General features: G+C 26.8%; 14 protein-coding genes. 2 read left to right on the forward strand and 12 right to left on the reverse strand.

From position 1 onward, the window contains the following. The 12 genes from B2W91_RS20000 to B2W91_RS20055 form a co-directional block, all read right to left on the reverse strand. A partial coding sequence (locus B2W91_RS20000) for an HAD-IIIC family phosphatase (RefSeq protein WP_291584180.1) occupies positions 1-2,585 on the reverse strand: 2,585 nt, incomplete at its 3' end. 5 nt (positions 2,586-2,590) lie between these two features. Next, positions 2,591-3,115, reverse strand: coding sequence for a condensation domain-containing protein (locus B2W91_RS20005; protein WP_291584157.1), 525 nt, complete (start codon positions 3,113-3,115; stop codon positions 2,591-2,593). A gap of 383 nt (positions 3,116-3,498) precedes the next feature. Continuing rightward, the gene (locus tag B2W91_RS20010) at positions 3,499-3,801 is read right to left on the reverse strand and encodes a hypothetical protein (protein ID WP_291584159.1); all 303 of its coding nucleotides are present in this window, start codon (positions 3,799-3,801) and stop codon (positions 3,499-3,501) included. 291 nt (positions 3,802-4,092) lie between these two features. Next, positions 4,093-5,061, reverse strand: coding sequence for a 2,3-diaminopropionate biosynthesis protein SbnB (locus B2W91_RS20015; protein WP_291584160.1), 969 nt, complete (start codon positions 5,059-5,061; stop codon positions 4,093-4,095). 16 nt (positions 5,062-5,077) lie between these two features. Continuing rightward, the gene (gene sbnA / locus B2W91_RS20020; protein WP_291584162.1) at positions 5,078-6,052 is read right to left on the reverse strand and encodes a 2,3-diaminopropionate biosynthesis protein SbnA; all 975 of its coding nucleotides are present in this window, start codon (positions 6,050-6,052) and stop codon (positions 5,078-5,080) included. Positions 6,053-6,068: 16 nt separating this feature from the next. Then, positions 6,069-9,173, reverse strand: coding sequence for a cyclic peptide export ABC transporter (locus B2W91_RS20025; protein WP_291584163.1), 3,105 nt, complete (start codon positions 9,171-9,173; stop codon positions 6,069-6,071). Positions 9,174-9,295: 122 nt separating this feature from the next. Beyond that, positions 9,296-13,753, reverse strand: coding sequence for an amino acid adenylation domain-containing protein (locus tag B2W91_RS20030; RefSeq protein ID WP_291584165.1), 4,458 nt, complete (start codon positions 13,751-13,753; stop codon positions 9,296-9,298). Between the two features lie 47 nt (positions 13,754-13,800). Further along, positions 13,801-14,502 carry a thioesterase II family protein gene (locus tag B2W91_RS20035; protein WP_291584166.1) on the reverse strand — a complete coding sequence of 234 codons (702 nt, stop codon included), beginning with the start codon at positions 14,500-14,502 and terminating at the stop codon, positions 13,801-13,803. 109 nt (positions 14,503-14,611) lie between these two features. After that, positions 14,612-14,737 (reverse strand): hypothetical protein, encoded by a 126-nt coding sequence (locus B2W91_RS20040; RefSeq protein WP_291584168.1) that lies wholly within the window; start codon positions 14,735-14,737, stop codon positions 14,612-14,614. A gap of 328 nt (positions 14,738-15,065) precedes the next feature. Then, positions 15,066-15,569: an antiterminator LoaP gene (gene loaP, locus B2W91_RS20045; protein ID WP_291584170.1), complete on the reverse strand. Its 504-nt coding sequence runs from the start codon at positions 15,567-15,569 to the stop codon at positions 15,066-15,068. A gap of 357 nt (positions 15,570-15,926) precedes the next feature. Then, on the reverse strand, positions 15,927-16,640 hold the full coding sequence (locus tag B2W91_RS20050) for a thioesterase II family protein (protein WP_291584171.1): 714 nt from the start codon (positions 16,638-16,640) through the stop codon (positions 15,927-15,929). A 1,015-nt stretch (positions 16,641-17,655) separates the two neighbouring features. Then, positions 17,656-18,765 carry a D-alanyl-D-alanine carboxypeptidase family protein gene (locus B2W91_RS20055; protein WP_291584172.1) on the reverse strand — a complete coding sequence of 370 codons (1,110 nt, stop codon included), beginning with the start codon at positions 18,763-18,765 and terminating at the stop codon, positions 17,656-17,658. A gap of 101 nt (positions 18,766-18,866) precedes the next feature. Between B2W91_RS20055 and B2W91_RS20060 the strand changes: the two genes are divergently transcribed. Both B2W91_RS20060 and ytfJ read left to right on the forward strand, forming a co-directional pair. Then, on the forward strand, positions 18,867-19,442 hold the full coding sequence (locus B2W91_RS20060; protein ID WP_291584173.1) for a DUF2953 domain-containing protein: 576 nt from the start codon (positions 18,867-18,869) through the stop codon (positions 19,440-19,442). After that, the gene (ytfJ, locus tag B2W91_RS20065; RefSeq protein WP_291584176.1) at positions 19,443-19,886 is read left to right on the forward strand and encodes a GerW family sporulation protein; all 444 of its coding nucleotides are present in this window, start codon (positions 19,443-19,445) and stop codon (positions 19,884-19,886) included. Positions 19,887-19,944 lie beyond the last annotated feature (58 nt).

A 19,944-nucleotide genomic window follows, 5' to 3' on the forward strand; every position in this document is an offset into this window, starting at 1 on the left:
TCAATATTTGTTTTATATTTTGCAAAATTTTCATTAAAACAACTTTTATTGCATTTTTCTAACTCTTTATGGAAACTTTGTTCAAAATAAAAATCTATATACTTTAAGGTATCTGGTATCTCATAACAGTATATTTCATATTCTATAAACTCATCTGTTTGTTTTAATTTTCTCCATAAACCACTATTAATAAAATCTAGTACTGGCTTATTCTTGTATGTTGGATAATATCTCATAGTAACAGTTTGTATATTTTCCTTAAGACAATACTTTTTTATTCCCAATAAAATAGAGTGTTCAATTCCTTTTCCTAATATTCTACAACTTAAAAGAAAACTATCAATAAATAACTTGCTATCAATTTTTTGTGTAATCAGTATTCCTACTACCCCATACTCACCAAATATATCTTCAGCCTCTATTTCCCAGCATTTATAATCATTATTATTTATTAATTCTTTAATTTGTTCTTCTGATCTTCTTATAGTACTTAAATTAAATTGATTAGTTCTCCATGTTAGCTGTGAAACTCTATCTATATGTGCCTGATTTAATAATTTCATGCTTACTTTTAAATTTAAATTCTTTAAAAAAGTATCTATAGAATTTAGTTTATTCTTCATTTCTATCCTTTTTTCTTCAGCTTTATACATCTTAGTACGATTCATATCTTCATATGTTATTCTTTCTTTATCAAAGGCCCATACATGCTGTAAAAATATGGGGATTAATTTACTTTCTTTAGGCAACTTCAAACATAAAACTTCTGGGCAGTTCAACATAACTTTTGCAATCTCCATTGGATTGTCATCTAAAAATATAAAGCTATCTAATCCTAGATTTAATTCTTGTGACAGCTCTTTAATGTTCTCATCTTTATTTCTCCAATTAATTTTATATGCTACTATATGCTCCCTTTTTAAGACCATTTCTTTTCTTTTTTCAAAAACATTCCAAACATCTTTCTCATTATTTTTACTGCATAAAGCTAATAATACTCCTTCATTGTATTTCTGAACTAAAAATCTATGAAACTCTTCAAATTCATCTTTAATATTTACACATTCACCACCATCTTCACCACATATCCCCCCCCATAAAGTGTTATCACAATCCAAAACTATAACTTTAAAGCTAGTTTTTTTTATTGAGCAAATCTTACGTGCTATCATAGTACCCATTGCAGCATAATATTCGCTCTCAAAAGGTAAATGTCCCTCTCTATCTGTTACTTCATTAAATATTTGTTTTATGTTATATAACTTATCTAAATTATTATAATCTAAAATAAGTATTTTTTTATTTAATTTAATCTGCTCTATGATTTTATCTGAAAGTTCTTCTATTAAGTCTACTATCTCTTTGCTTAAATTCAAGTGTGTCGATATAGGGAACACTCCAAATAATGTAATACCCTTATATTCTTTAGATATTAGCTTACATATATCATCATAACTCTTTTTAAGAATAATGATTTTATCTTTCTCTTCTTTTACATGTCTAATTAAGTCCTCAAATCTCATCAATATAACATTAATGCCGAAATTGTTAGCCACTAGGCTATTTTGATCTATCAATTGCTGAAATACCTGATTATATGGTGCAAATTTCACTTTGACTTTTTCATTAAATTTATTGCACCACCATTCAATATATGCTCCTATTGGTTCAGCTGTAAATGTTGCTGCAACAACAACATCTGTAATATTTTTTTCCTCATTAGATTCATAATCCAATTTTGAAATCTTATTTTCTTTAACAGCTTCTACTAGATCCTTTTTCTCTTTCTCATTTAGAATTTGCACATCTAATAGATTGGTATCTCCGTCTGCAATTAAATTAATCAATGATTGCTTATAGCATGACATCATTATTTCTATAGTACTTGATGAAATTCTATTTGAATCGTATGCAACATTAATCTTATATTCATCAAATGTTATTATCTGTACAGTCAAATCAAAATTAGATTCTTCAACTAATTGATAATCCAGTATTTTTATTTTATCCTCCTCTTGGCTTATATTTTTTAAAGGATAATTTTCAATAACAAATAAATTATTAAATAATTCTCTTTCATGTTGGATACCTAAACTACACTTTATATCAGCTAGCGATTGGTATTGATAAGATTGATGCTTTCTTAAACACTCTTCGAAGAATAAAATATACTGTCTGCATGTTTCATACTCTTTTAGCTTACTTCTTATAGGTAGTGTATTAATAAACATTCCCACTATTTGATCTATATCTTCAATTTCACTTGTTCTGCCTGAAAAAGTTGTCGCAAAGGTTATTTCATCTGAATTTTCTATAATGTGTCTAGTATAAGCCCATGCGCTATAAAAAATTGTTGCAATTGAAACTTTATTTTTTTTAGAATACTCCTTTATTTCATATATAATTTTACTATCAATATTATCTGTATAATAGTGCATAGTTTTCAATTTTTTTTTACCAATATAATTTTTATTATACCCTATAAATCCCCTTAAGTATTGCTTCCAATATTCTATAGTTTCATCTTGATTCTGTTCTAGTCTCCATTTTAAAAATTCTTTATATTTAGTTTTTTTTGTTTTAATAGGATCTACACCTTTAAAAAGCTGATTGTATGCATAANNTTCAGATCTTTAATTATAACGCAATTACTCCAACCATCATACAATATATGATGGTTTTTAATTATAACTTTACATAAATCATTACTAAATTTTACAATGGTAACTTTTATAGACTCTAATGATATATCTATTTTTTCTTTTTTATCATCATCTAAGATAGTCTTAAATATACGTTCTTTTTCAAAGCTATCTTTCTGAGATATGTCAACCACTTTAAACGGAACATAATACTCTCTCATTACTATCTGAATAGGCTTATCTATCTTCTCCCATCTATATATAGTTCTTAACACTTCATTATTTTGTATAACATAATTAAAAGCTTTTTTAAGTATTTCAATATCAATTTTACCGCTTATTGTAATATAGGTTTGCTCCTGATATACATTGCTATCAACATCACGAATATAATAATATAACATCCCTTCTTGCACATCAGTTAACGCCATAATATCCTCTACGTTTGCTTTACTAATATTATTTTGAGACATATTTTCCCTCCTACAAGATATTACTACAATTGATTAACTATAAAAATAAATCATACATTGTTTATATATACTATTAATAGATTTCATACTCTATAAACAATGTATGATTTAATTGTAATCTTATATTAGTATCATTTTTAATCTGACTCAGAAGTTCTACCATTATAAACGTGTAAGTAGCTTCTCCTGTATTTTTTCTAAAATAGGTAATGATGTCAATTTTATCCTTTTGGTAAAGCTATCTTTATGAAATTTAATTAAGTTTTGTTTGTGTGAAGCTTAAACAATTACTTTTTTAAAGGCATAGCTTCGCCCTTTCATCTACTAAATTTTTGCTTCCATTTAATACACTACCAACTTTTATATATGACATCTCACTTCCACTAATGTGCCGAAACATCAATTATCTTTGGATTTTTCATAAATTTTAGTTCTATCTTAGCTCTTCTTTTATGCTTATCAACTTTTTTGATAAGCTCCTCCTTATTGTACAAAGCTCCACTTTTAACAGTTACTTTAGAGCTTTCTATAACAACTTGTGAATAATCTAATAAAAAATTTTCATCAACTATTTTTAAAATAGGATCTATTTCATCAAAACCAACTTTAGAATAGTAATTTCCACAATTCAATGTTTTTCCATATATAGGTAACTCTTTTATTTTATGATATACTTCTGCATTCATATTTGTATTTTAAAAAATATATCCTGGAAATACCTTTTTAATGCTTTGAAAGAAAGCCCTCTATTTTTTCTGTAATCTTCTTTTAAAATATGAATAGTTTTAATATACTTTTATCAAAATAAATTTCCAACCACTTCTTTATAATCTCTTCTTTTCCTGCCTCTACAAAAATTACATACCAATTTATTTCCATTCACATTTCATTCTTGCACTTCGGCACTATACAAATGATGACTAAATAAAAAACACCTTTAATTTGATTAACTGTACAATTTTTATAAAATAAACTGATTACTTTAATTCATATCCTATTCCTAATCTAATAGCATTGTTAGCAAAGTAATTGCCAAGTGCAATATCATAAACAGCCATCCCCATTGGATTAAACATTATCACATCATCTTGAGAATACTCATTAATACAATTATTGCAAAGCAGATCAACGATTGACTTAGTATCTTCTTTATTTAATCCTTTCTGTAAATGTAACATTTCTATATCTGTTGTTTCTCTACATACCTCTTCCCAGTCATCAACTATTATGTTACCTTTAACATAGTCGTAAATGTCAGTCTTATAATCTCTAAGTGAAACATTTAATTGTAATGACCCCTTTTTAGGTTCCATATCAATATAAGGTTCTTTTGAAACCGTGCAAGTCATAAATATATCTGCATCCTTGTATGCGTCTTGCCAACACTGAACAACTTGTACCTTTTCTTTATATTTAGAATCGATACTATCTGCATCGATTGGATTTAAATCATATAAAAATATATTATCTATTTTATCTCCTAATAAATCTGTTACCATTTTAAAATGGTGTTGACCTATAGGTCCCCATCCTATTATTCCTACATTGACATTTTTTAAGACTCTTGCTTTATTAAATGCTTTAATAATAGATCCAGTTACTCCTGCCGTACGTAATATACTAAGTTTTGGTGTGTTAATTACAGCTTCTGGTATTCCAGTATCTGCATTATTTAATATAACTACGCTATGTGCCCTTGGTATATTATTTTTAATATTATCTGGGAAACTAGCAATCCACTTTATCCCTGATTTATTTATATCTCCACCAACAAATGCTGGCATAGCAATAATTCTATTTTTTAAATCTCTATATCTTAGATACGGCTTTATAGGTTGAGTAAAATCCTTATTAGCTAAACATTTAGTTGCTTCCTCTATAGTAGTTATTATGTCGTTCCACTTTACACCTATCTCATTTATATTCTTTTCATTAAGATAAATCATATTGACCCCTCCAAATTTACTTTGCTACTTTTATATTTTCATTTTTGAATATATATTTATTACACCATTCTTCGTCATACACAGTATTTGCATATCTATCTCCTCTATCTGCAAATAGCGTAACCACATTAGGTTTTGTTTTGAAACTTTTATCCTTAAAATATTTTTTTACTGCTGCAAAAACTGCACCTGATGACCCACCGGCAAAAATCTTATGTTCTAATAAAAGATTATTACATTCTCTTACCACATCTCTTTCATCAATTGTCATAACCTCATCAATTAGAGCTAATCTTAATATCTCGGGTACTTTGCTTGATCCAATACCTGGTATGTATCTCTTTTGAGGCTCACCACCAAATATTACTGATCCTACTATATCTACAGCTATTACTTTTGCATTAGGATAAACCTTTTTAACTTTTCTTGACACACCAGTTATTGTTCCACCTGAGCTAACACCCACAAATACATAATCAATATTTTCCACATCATTGCACATTTCAAGAGCTAATGTATTGTAATAAGCTTCACAATTATATTCATTAGCATATTGATTTACCCAATATGAGTTTGAATCTCTATCAATTAAATCATTTACCTTCTTTATTCTAGTTAATAGATAAGCTCCGTTCTTATCTCTTTCTGTAACTTTTATAACCTTAGAGCTAAATTTTCTTATTAACATTTCATTTGTCTCTGATATAAGTGGATCAATAACACAATAGAAATTTAAGCCTTTGCTTTTACAATAAGCTGATAATGCAATTCCAAAATTTCCAGATGAAGATTCAATAATTATAGTATCTTTATTTATCATTTCTTCTCTTTCAACTTTATTTATTATATATTGTGCAGCTCTATCTTTAACGCTACCTGTTGGATTAACCCCCTCTAACTTAGCGTAAAAGTTTATGTTTTCTAGCCCTTCTCCTTTCAAATTAATAATTGGCGTGTTACCTACCATATTAAATATGCTTTTATAAATCATCTTCCCCCTCCTATCACTATCTTAAGATTCCCATTTCCATTTTTATAATTTTATCCGCAAGGTTAAAATAATGATCATCATGAGTTATTGCTATAACACATTTTCCTCTTTTCTTTAGATCTGGTAAAAGACTATCATAGAAAAATCTTCTAAACTCTGGATCTTGATCAGCCGCCCACTCATCAAATAAATAAATTGACCTATCTTCTAAATAAGTAACTAATAATGCTAATCTTTTCTTTTGACCTGTTGATAGTTTGATTGTGCTAAACTTTCCATTTTTTATTTCAACTTTTTTGTCTAGTTGAAGTATCTTTAAATAGTTTTCTATTTCAGCTTCTTTGTCCTTATAATCAATTCCATAAAGCTTATCGAATAAATAAAAATCGCCAAATACAGTAGAATAGTTTTTGCTCAACATCTTTTCTGAAACTTTAACATTATTTAAAGTTATATCCCCCTTAGAAGGCTTATAAAGTCCGGTTATTAGCTTAGCTAATGTAGACTTTCCACTACCATTTCCACCTGTAATGAAAATTATTTCTCCTGAATTAAATTCATAGCTAATAGGTCCTACTTTAAAGCTACCTTCATCATTTTTGTCATAAGCATACTCTATTTCATTTAATTTTAAGTTAATATATTTTTTACCACTAACTTCTACTCCACTAGCAATTTCATCTTCTAAAATAGTCATTTCATGCGCAACTTCATCTTCTGGAATAGCTAATTCCTCTAATAAACTATTAATTCTTTTTACACTTATTCTAACTTCAATAAGATTTGGTATAGTATCCAATATTCCATGAACTGGACCTGTCATATAAAGTAGTATAAAAACATAACTTGTTATATTTTCTGTTTCTAAATTCTTTAAAATTAAAGGAAATAATATAGCTATAGCTCCTATTGCAAGTGTAAATAACAGTTCTCCAACTACAAACATATTTGCAAAAGCTAATGCTGACTGCCCTCTTTTTACTCTGTATTTATCACAACTTATTTCCATATCCTGTTCAAATTCATTTTTCTTTTTTAAATTCAAACCTAATTCTTTAAAACCACCTATAAGGTCATTTATAAATTTAAAAAATACATTTTGAAGATCTCTTGATTCTTCTCCAATTTTATTTGCATATTTACCAACTAAATAATATACACTTGCAATTAATAATATTATTGTTACTGAAAGCAATAAGGCATATATGTTTATAAACCCAAGATATATAAAGCAACAAATCAATGTTACAGAACTTGTAATCCCAGTAATTATGATATTTGCAAATCTGCTCATAGTTTCTGTATCATTATTTAATGTAGATTCAATTCTTCCTTTTTCAATGTCTTCAAATTTTTTATATGACGCCTTTAATATACTATTAACCACTTCCATACGCTTTGAATAAACAACTCCATTTGTTATCTCGATTAACTTACCTCTTACAATTTTTTGACCATAAACATAAAGTATTATTCCAAGAATAAAATATACTAACAATTTAATTTTCATATTATTGTCACTATTTATAGCTATGTTTATTGTAAAAATTATAAGAGCATTTCCAAATCCACTTGCAATACTTAATATTGATAATATTAATAAGGATTTATCACCGTCTTTTTTGTAGAATCCTGTGAATATTGCATATATATATATGGTCCAAATACTTATATACATTAAATAGAGAGCACCTTTCACACTTTTAGGTAGCCATACAAAAACAAAGCTCCATGATAAGCCTTGATATAATATATATGGAATTAAGTATATGCAGTAGCTAAGCCCTATCATAAAAGTCAAAGAAATACTGAGTTCTAAAACACTTTTTATTCCCTTTTTAACAAAAACTCTTTCTTTATTTAATATTTCTTTCAATCCTTTAACTACGAAGAATAGTGTAGTAAGTATTATCAAACTAGCAGTAACTATAATTAAAATAGAAATTTTGTCTGCACTTTTATTTAAGTCTTTTGTATATTTGTTATAGGTTTCTCCTTGCAATATTTCACTAATACCTTGTCCTATTTTTTCAGTATATTCTGAATTCATATTGCAAAGCACTGCAGCTCCTATTTCATCTTCTGGCTTAAATACTATAAACGAAGAATAATTGGGGTTATTCGCTCCATGAGAAATTTCTCCACCCTCTTTTTGATAAACAAACCATCCACTAGCATAGGATGATCCATCCCCTAAAGGAGCAACTCTACGATTAGCTTCATGTGACTTATCAATAATTGTCTTGTCAAATTTTGAATCACTTAAAGTTCCAAGCTGAACTTTAAGCCACTTTGCCATATCCTCACCATTAGATATAATATATCCTGCTGGCTTATTTCCTCTATACACTGGTGCTTCATATAGCTGTGCTTTTAAAAATCCAATTTTATACCCCTTAGACATATCATCATTTATAGTTTCTTTTTTATATAAATAAGTACTATTTAACCCCATTGGCTTTAGAATGTTTTCTTCAATATACTTTTCATAAGATTCTCCTGTAACTTTTTCAATCACTAGCCCCAAAATATCATAATTTATAGTTGCATACTGAAATCTTTTTCCTGGCTCACTGTCTAGTTCTATATCCACTAAAGTTTTAACTGTCTCCTCAAGTGCATTATCACCATTAGAAACTGGAATCTTATCTATAGTCTTAAAAGGTATGCCACTTGTTTGATGCAATAATTGTTCTAGTGTTATCAGAACTTCTTTACCTTTGTATTTAACCTTTAACCAAGGTATATATTTAGTTACCTCTTCATTTAGTTTAATTTGTCCACTTTTTTGCAAATTAAGAATTCCTAAAGCTGTGAAGGCTTTACTGTTAGATCCTATTTCAAATAAGGATTTTGAATCAACGGATTTTTTATTCTCTATATCTGAATATCCGAAGCCTTTTTGATAAATAGTTTTATCATCTCTCACTATAGTTATAGATAGCCCTGGAATTTTACCCTTGTCCATATTTTCTTCTATAAACTTTTCTATTTTTATCCTCTCATCTTGTGTCAATAAATCTATTGATCCATTATTCATTTCAGCAAATACTATTGATGATGATAACATTACACTTATAAAAACACTAAATATAAATAGTAGTTTATTTATTTTTTTCATAATACTAATTGCTCCTTGCGTAATTTTTACCTACTATGATTTCCAATCTTCAACATAAGTTCCAATGAAAATAATGGCAAATTTTAAGTACATGAATTTTATAATTAAAATATGATCATTCTTTAGTTTGAACGNNCAGCATCAAAATCTGATGGAGTAAATTCTTTCACATCTTTATTCATACATTTTTCTTTAATCAATTTTAATGTACTTATATAAGCATCTATTAACTCTTGAATCGTCTCTTTATTAAATTTATTCTTACTATAAGTAGCATTTATTTTTAATTCCTTATTCACTATCATGGCTACTATATCAATTAGTGCTGTTAATGAATTTTCTTCATCACTATTTAACCCAAATTCAATACTAGCTAGACTTAGCTTTTCTTTATCCACAATATTATCCAAATCACCTAGGTAGTTGAATCTTATATATTTATTTTTTTGTTCTTTAATTTCATTATTTAAGAATTTAAGAATACTATAATTAAATCCTTTATTAGGTATATTTCTAAGCTGCTCTTTTAAAGATTTTATGTTTCTTTCCATGTCGTTGGATTCAACTTTGAAATATGCTGGATACATACTTGTAAACCAACCTACAGTTCTTGATATATCTATAGCATTACTTATATTTTCTCTTCCATGTCTTTCAAGCTCAATTATCACATCATTATTCTTTGTTATATTATTAATAGTAAGAATTAATGCAATAACTAGTAGTTCATTCAAATCAATACTATAAATTTCATTTACAACTTTCATTAAAGAATTTAGTGTATCTTCATCTAAAATACCCTTCAGCTCTTGTGATGTTTTCAGTACATCTTTACCCTTATTAAAATCTATTGGATAATTAAAGTCACTATTAGAAATGCTATTCCAATAAAGCATTTCTTTTTCAAAATCTTTTTGACTATAATTTATTAGCTCATTTGCCCAGTCTTTAAATGAGTGAGTTTTCATTGGTAATGATATTTCACTTCCATTTTCCAATTGATTTAATATGGTTACGAAATCATTTAATATTACCCTCCAAGAAACTCCATCCACTACTAAATGATGAGCTGTGAATAATAAAGCTTGTTTTTTATCATCTAGGTCAAACATAGTTACATTGAATAGAAGACTATTCTCTATATCAAAACTAACATTGGCCTTCTCAATAAAATTCTTAACCTTTTTACATTGTTCATCATAATGAAATTCTTTTAAATCAATATATTTAAAGGCTTCTATTTCACTTAAATGTTTGTCATTATAATATAATTTCTTTGACTTTCTATTATAGTTAATTCTTAATCCATCATGATGCTTAACCAATTTATTTATGGCCATAATAACTCTATTTATATCTAAGACTTCATTATATTCTAGTAATACATATTGATTATATAAGTTCTCATCTTCAAATTTTTCATTAAAAAACCATTCTATAATAGGAGTGCTTTCTATTTCACCATGACTTTCTTCTTGGCTTATACTTACCATTTCTTCATTCGCTTCTATAGCTGCGGCTATCTCCTCTATAGAATCATAAGATAGTATATCTTTTACTTTAATAGTTAATCCTACATTTTTAAGCTTTGAAGATATTTGAATAGCTTTTATAGAATCTCCTCCAAGTTGATAGTAGTTATCATTCATACTTATATTTTCTATCCCTAATATCTCCTCCATAGCTTTCACTAGTTCCTTTTCGGAATAGGTATTATAGTTAACAAACTCCTTATGAACTGCTGCTGGCTCTGGAAGTAATGAATAATTTACTTTTCCATTTAAAGTTAATGGTAGGCTATCCATAAATATAAAATTGGCTGGTATCATATATTTAGGTAAGAATTTTAAAAGCCACTCTTTCACTTCCCTTTCTTCAACTTCACTCTTGCTCACGATATAAGCATTTAGTAATTTGTTTCCTGATGAATCTTCTTTAAATATAACAACAGCTTCTTTAACAGATTCATTTTCAGCTAAATGTCTCTCTATCTCTCCTAATTCAATTCTATGACCTCTTATTTTTACTTGATTATCAACTCTACTTACATATTCAATAGCTCCACTTTCTAGATATTTTGCAGTGTCTCCAGTCTTGTACATCTTTTTTCCTTCAATAAATGGATTCTCAATAAATTTCTCCTTAGTTAACTCTTCTCTATTTAAATACCCTCTAGCAAGTCCATCTCCAGATATGTATAGCTCCCCAACAAAACCTGTTGGAACTGGGTTTAGTTCATTATCTAATATATAAATCTGTACATTATCTACCGGATAACCTATTGGTACTGATATACCTTGATCTTTTTCCTCATCATATTTGTATATCATACATCCTACCACTGTTTCCGTTGGTCCATATTCATTGTATATCTCTATATTTTTACTAAAGCTATTGCAAACTTCTTTTGCTAAGTTTACCTTTAAATCTTCTCCACCTACAATGAATCTCTTTATATTAGATTTTGTATTATCCAAATCCTTTAATAAGGTTAAATGTGCAGGTGTAAGCTTCACCACTGATACCCTATTTTCTCTTAATATCTTATATAGAACAAATTCTGTTTCATCATTATCATAAATAACAATCTTACTGCCTGAGATTAATGGTGTAAGTATAGATGTTACAGTTAAATCAAAGGATATTGAAGAATATAGCGCCATTGCTTCATTGTCACCCTTTAAATACATCTTATTAGCCCACCATATATAATTTGTAAGCCCCTTATGTTCAATCATTACACCCTTTGGCCTTCCAGTTGAACCAGATGTATAAATAATATAAGCTAAATCATTTAAGTCATTAGTTTTTTCTAAATTTTCTTTGCTATATATGTCTAAATTTATATCTTTTACATTAGTTACAGTTGTTTTAAATCTAATAATCTCTTCTGCTTTAAAATTTGTTAATAATATATTACTGTTGGAATCTTCAAGCATATAGTTTATTCTTTCTATTGGATAACTTGGATCAATTGGTAGGTATGCTGCTCCTGTCTTTAGAACTGCTAAAATGCTTATCATCAGTTCAATTGAGTGAGTCTCCATAATTGCTACAATTGATTTTTTATCTATGCCTTTTTTTCTTAAGTGATTTGCTAATTGATTTGCCTTTTCGCTAAGTTGTTTATATGTTAATTGCTGTGAGTTAAACTCTACTGCAACCTTATCAGGGGTTTTAATTACTTGATCTTCAAACAATTCATTTACCATTTTCTTTGGATAATACTTAGTTGTTGAATTCCAATCATATACCTTATATTTTCTCTCTTCTTCATCAGTAAGTTTTATTTCATTAACTTTAAGTTTTTCATCTTCTATTACCTGCTTAATTATATTCATCATAGAATCATACATTGTTTTAATTTCACTGTCTGTATATTCTAAAATTTTGTAATCAAAATCTAGCTCTATATTTTGATTATCTAATTCTTTAACTATAAGCTGTAATGAATAGCTTTGGTTTCCACAATAATATTCTTGAATCTCTGCTTTTACACCATTTATACTACTTTCATATTTGGAGTTGTAATAGTTCACAGACATTTTAAATAAACTATCATAACCATCTTTACTTAAATCTAAATCCTTAATTAGAAAATCATAAGGGTATTTTTGATTTACCAAACAAAGTTTTAACTCCCTATTAATCTGCTTTATTAAATCTTCAATATTTGATTCTCTATTCAATTTAAATCTAAAAGGTATAGTACTTGTAAACATACCTATCATGTTCTTTTGAGCCCTACTAGTTCTATTAAATACTGGTGTCCCTATTACTAAATCTTTTTTATATGTATTTTTATTTATATATATGAGTAGTGTTGCTATGAAGAAAGTATTTAGTGAACATTTTTTATCATTAATAAAGTTTTGTATTTTCTTTGATAAATCATCATTAATATTAAAACAGGCTCTTCTTCCTTCTAAGTTATTTGATGTATTATATAGAAATTCTTCTGGTATATCGGCAAACTTCTCTTTCCAGAAATTTTTATTTTTTATAAACCGCTCTGAATTCAGATATTCTTTTTCTTCTTCTATAAAATCAATATATGGGTAGGTTTCCTCTATACAAATCTCCTTATTATTTACAAGACTTGTATATATTTTGCATATTTGATTTTGTATTAAAGTAATCCCCCATCCATCACATATGCTATGATGAATTTTAAGTAGTACTCCACATTCTTTTTCACCTATTTTATATATAGCAAAATAGTATAGTTTACTATCTTCTAAGTTGAAATTTTTCTCAAATAAATCCTTTACCCATTTTTCATGCTCGTCTTTAGGATTTTCATAGTTTGTGAAATCCATAAAATCTATACTTTCATATTTAAATTCTTTAACGTATTGCACAGGTTCATCTTTTATTTCCTTAAATATTAACCTAAATCCATCATTATTCATTACAATGGTATTCAGAGTTTGTTCCATACATTTAACATTAATATCTTCATTTATTTTTAAGCATCCACCTATATTATGTAATTGAGAATCCGTATTAATCTTATCTATATACCATATTCTCTTTTGCGGATGTGTTAAGTTATAGTAATTTCTCTTATTCTCCTTCATCTCAATTCCCCTTTTGAACTATTTTTANNCGGCCTTTTGAACTATTTTTACCTAATCAATGTTTCATTTATAATTTTAGTTATATTTTCAACATTATCATTTATAAAAAAATGATTTCCCTCAAAATTATAGACATTAAAACTTTTATCTCCATGTTCTTTCCATTTTAATATTGCTTCTAGTGATATATCATCTTGTTTGCCATTAAAAATTGAAATATCGCAATGAATTTTATTTCTTCCTTCTTTATATTTATAATTATCAAGTATTCTAAAATCACTACGAAGAATTGGTATAAATAAGTCAAGCAACTCTTTATTATTAGAAATATCTTCTGGCGTACCACCTAAATCAATTACTTCTTTTATAAACTCATCATCTGGTAAAAGGTGAATATTCCTTTCTTGTCTCTCAATATTGGGCGCTTCATGTCCTGAAAAAAGCATATGTGTAGGCATTCTAAGATTTTCACTATTTATTTTATAATATAACTCATAAGCTAATAGACTTCCCATGCTATGACCATAAATTGCATATTCTTCATTTTCAATTTGAACTTTTATAATTTCAAAAATATCATTGACAGCTTCTTCTAATGTTTCATAAAATTTTTCACCAAATCGTCGTCCTCTCCCCTTAAGTTCTATTGGTTCTAACTGTATATATGAATTTAAATATTTCTTCCATTTATAAAATATCAAACCTGAACCACCTGCATATGGAATACAAAACAACTTAATTCTTTTCATAATAGTTACCTCATCATTTCCTATGTATTATATTAAAATTCCTTTTTTCTTAATCTTTCAGATTCTTTTATCAAAAGAATCTGAATATCGATTTGTAATAACTTTATTTTTATATAGCTCCATCACTTTTTCCTTCGCCTATAATTGTTGAAATTACTGGAGCTGACAATTTAGTGAACTCTTTTATACCAGTATTATTTTCATCTACAATTTCTGCTTTTTTATCAAGTTCCACTATTTTTAAATACTTTGTATTTATACTTCTTTTCCCTTATAATCAATTCCATAAAGCTTACCAAATAAATAAAAGCTATCAAAAACTGTTGAATAGCTCTTACAAATAAATTTCCAAGTATTTTCTATCTAGAATATATGCTTTTAATGTATTTCTACATTAATTATTTCTTCAAAGGGCATAGCTTCGCCCTTTCATCTATCAAACTGTAATTTTGTTTAATACACTACCTAATCTTTAATATGACCTTCTATTTGCACCAATGTGCCGAAACATCAATTAGTTTATTTAGAATTATTTTAAAATCAAAAATATTTATATTCATCCTTTATTCATCAATTAATTCTATTCCTACATCGATTAACTTTGGAGCTTTCATAAATTCTAGTTGTATCTTAGCTCTTCTCTTACGCTTATCAACTTTTTTAATAATATGCTCCATATTTTTTAAAGTTCCATTTTTAACAATAACTTTGGAATCTTTTATAGCTATTTGTGAATAGTCTAATAAGAAATTATCATCTACCAATTTTAAAATAGAATTTATTTCATTATGATCTATTTTTGAATAATAATTTCCAAAATTCAGCACCCTAACATATCTCGGTATTTCTTTTATTCTGTAATATATTTCCTCATTCATTTCTGTATTTAAAAAAATATATCCTGGAAATACTTTTCTGACTTTTTCATATATAATGCCTTGTTTTTTCTCAGTAATTTTCTTCTTTAATATAAAGGATTTTAATTTTTCCTTGCTAAAATATAAATCTAACCACTTCTGGATAACTTCTTCTTTACCTGTTTCTACAAAAAGTACATACCACTCCATTTTTAGATTTCCCCCAGACATATCCCCTTAATTTGCTGCTAATAACTAATTTTAATTAAATAGAGCGTCTAAAATCTTTCTTGATATTTTAATAGAATATTCTTTAAAATCTTGTTTCTACATATATCTAAAGCTAGCTTTAATATATTTATACAATTATCAGCAAAATTTTATACTTTCCTATCTTTAAATCTGGATTTAATGTATTTAACACTTATTTCCCAAAAAAATATTTTTAAATTTAAGTACTCATCTTATTCTTTCATATAAATTAAATATGAATGTTCATCTATACAGATTTTTCTTTATTTATTTTCATATATTTCCCACCTGATGTCATAAAATTCTCCTCTTTTATTATCCTAATTTCAAAATTTTCTCACTACTTAAGGTATTATTTATTATATTGACTATATTGTGTACATTGCTATTTATAAAAAAATGATTACCATCAAAATCATAAAATTTTGATTTTAGATCTACATGATTTTTCCATGCGAGTATTTCTTCTAATGTTATATCATCTTGTCTTCCATTTAAAATTGAAACATCGCATTTTATTTTTTCACTTTTTTCTTTATAAATATAATTTTCAATTATTTTAAAATCATTTCTAATGATAGGAATAAATAAATTTAATAATTCTTCATTCTCTAATAATTCTTCTGGAGTTCCGCCAATTTCTATAATTCTCTTCATAAATTCATAATCAGGTAACTCATATATATTCTCTTTTTCTCTTATCATACTAGGTGCTTTATATCCTGAAAAAAATATATGTTTAGGCTCTCTTAAATTATTTTTCATAATTTTATAATATAATTCATAAGCTAATAAACTTCCCATGCTATGTCCATATATAGCGTAATCTTCATTAATTATAAGATTTTTCATACAAGCATATATATCATCTACAGCTTCTTCTAAACTGTTATAATAATCTTCATTAAATCGTTTCCCCCTACCTTTCAATTTTATCGGATATAATTTTATAGACGGGTCTAAAAACTTTCTCCAAGAATAATATATGCTTTCTGAGCCGCCAGCATATGGTAAGCAAAATAAATTCATTTTTATATCGTCACCTTTCTATTGAGTTTAATTGGCAATATTCATTAATTAAAATACTTTAATTGAACTTTATTATATTTTTCAAAAATATTATCTAAATATTATAATTACTCAAAATTATCTTAAATGAATTTAATAGTATTGATAATCTTCAGACTTTCCTTTGATATGAACCATCTTCTACTTTCAGAACTTTACATATTTTTTAATTCATTTATCATAACGCAAGAATACTTAAATAATTTTAAAATTAAGCAAAACAAAAAACATTTATGAATAATCCTTGTTATAATTAAACTCTGACACAATACATAGCTGAAGGATATATACATAAATGTTTCAAAAGTCAATTACACCAAATCAATTGTTAATATAAATTTTTTCAAACAATTAAATTTTTATTTACACCTAACTAAACCACGAATAAAATATTTATAAGTAAATACTATATTTATTAAACTATTACAATGTAAAATATCATATATAATAGAATTTTCTTCTCAAAGGCTCATAATTAGTATTACTATATCTTTTCTTTATTACAAAATATTCCACAAAAATTCATATAACTTTATATTTATTATTATATAACTTTTCGACAGATTATTTTGTAAAATTTTGCTTTTATTTTACCTTTTTTACATTCATTTACTGATATTTTTTTACATTTTTCTGAAAGTAACATTTATTCAGTTACATTTCATTTATTTTTTTATAATTTGAATTTAATTCTATAATGTTTATTGTTCAAATTATAATTTCCTTAAACATCGATGATCTAGAGATAGTTAGGTAAAATATTCTATATATGAAATTTATCTTTATTAAGCAATATCATAAACTATAATTAACCTAATTGACTCTTTTTTCTCTGACATTATATTATTATATATTTTCTATTACATTGCACTAAAAAAACAAAAGCTTAGATGAAAAGAAATCTTTCTTTCATCTAAGCTCTATCTTTATATTAAATTTTAAAAAGCAAAAGAATAGTTGTTATAAACTCATGCATCTAATCAAATACTTTTTCTTTAAGTATCTTATAAAAAGGTTTCTTGTTTACATGATTATTAGTCATTAAAGGCTCACATAATAGCTGTTCTTTTTCATCACTTATGACTATTGACCCTACCATTTCATCTTTGTTAACTGGCGCTTTTAAGGTATTAGGAGCTTTTATTTCTACTTTTAGTTCTTCACCTTTTTTTGTAAGCATATTTATATCTTTATTTACAGACAATTCTAAAGGTTCTTTTCCATCTTCAATATCTATTTTCTTAACTAACTCATCCTTTGAAAATAGCTTTTTATATTCATAATTTTCTTTAACATAATTAAATATTTTTTTAGTTTCTTCCCATCTTGGAGTACAATTTAAAGTTACTATTATAATATCTCCTCCATCCATATTTACTGAAGATACTAAACATTTCCCAGCTTTTCCTGTATACCCTGTTTTTACTCCATTAGCATTTGGCATCTGATATAGTAACTTATTTATGTTTTGATAATCTCTTGTAAAATTATACTGCTCTTTAGAAATAGATTTAGAAGAAACTATTTCTTGAAATTTAGGATTTTCTTTTGCCTTTTTAGTGGCCATTGCTAAATCATAGGCTGTAGAATAATGATACATGCTGTCTAATCCATGAGGAGATTCAAAATGGGAATTTATTAATCCAATCTCCAAACAATGTTCATTCATCAATTTGCAAAATTCTTCTACAGATCCTGAAATTCCTTCTGCTATAGCAATTGCTGCATCATTACCGGATTTAAACATAAGTCCATATAATAACTCATGAAGTGTAATTTTTTCATTTTCCTTATATCCAACAGCTGATCCTCTTATACATGCAGCATTTTTTGATATAACAAACTCCTCATCTAAATTTCCATAGTTCAAAGCTACTAAAGCTGTGATTATTTTAGTAGTACTGGCTATTGCTACTGAAGAATATGCATTTTTTTCATAAACTACCCTACCGCTATTGCCATCTATAGCTATTGCACTTCCTGCATCTACATTTAATCCTTTACCATAACATGTAGAAACCATTGATGAACTTATAATTAATGCTGTTAAAATCATTGAAATAAATCTTAGATAAATATTCCTCATTGTATCACCTCGATTAAATAATTAATTACCATTTTAAGCCTAATTATGAATAACTTTTCCTATTGTGGCTAGAATATTAACAATAGACTGGAGGATAATTTATGAAAATTCTTTTTATATTATTATTGATCTTTACAATGATATTATTATTACCTATTCCTCTAAAAATAAAACTTATTTATTCAAACAAAAATTTTCAATTATGGATTTATAATAAGCAACTTAATTTAGATAAAAAAGAGGACAGGGCTAACATTAAAAAATCAAATAAAAAGCTTAAATATAAGGATAAAATTCATAGTAAAAAGCTTACTATTAATCATTATAGGAGAATACTAAGTAATTTAAGAAAAAATAAATATAAAATTATCATTAAACTATATACTAAAATAAATTATTCTTTTGAAGATGCTGCAGCAACTGCTATAACCTATGGTTTCCTTCATCAAGCTTCTTCTCTTATTTATGCAATTTTAAATCACTTCTTTTATGTTAAAGACTTCAATACTGAAATAAAGGCTGAATATAATAAATCTTATATAAACTTAGAAATAAAAGGTATAGTTTTGTTTAATTTTGCAAAACTTATATATATCTACTATATAATCAATAAAAGTATCAAAGATGAAAACATATTACACCAATGTAAAAAACTACAAATTAAGGAGGAGACATAGATGGAAAATCATCCAATAGAAAATTTAATGAAAAGTACAATGGAAAACATAAAAGACATGATTGATGTGGATACTGTAGTAGGTCAGCCAGTAACAGCTTATGATGGTACAGTTATAATTCCTATATCAAGGGTATGTTTTGGATTTGGTTGTGGAGGTACAGAATTTGAAAATGCGAGAAACAGTAATTCACCTCAACATCCTTTTGGCGGAGGATCTGGTGCAGGAGTAACAATTAAACCTGTTGGATTTTTAGTAGTTAAAGGTGACTCTATAAGATTATTATCTGTTGATCACCATAATACTTATGATAAAATAATTGATACCGTTCCTCAATTATTTGATATGGTTAAAGATCTGTTTAAAAATGATAGTGAAGACAGTGAAAATACTCCACAGCGACATCAACCACCTCAGCCACCTCAACCACCTCAACAGTCTTAACAATTGTAAAATATAAGAACCATGTTTTTCATGGTTCTTCAGAGTGTCGACAAAGTCG

Source organism: Clostridium sp. UBA6640 (genome assembly GCF_002455975.1).
Lineage (GTDB): Bacteria > Bacillota > Clostridia > Clostridiales > Clostridiaceae > Clostridium_J.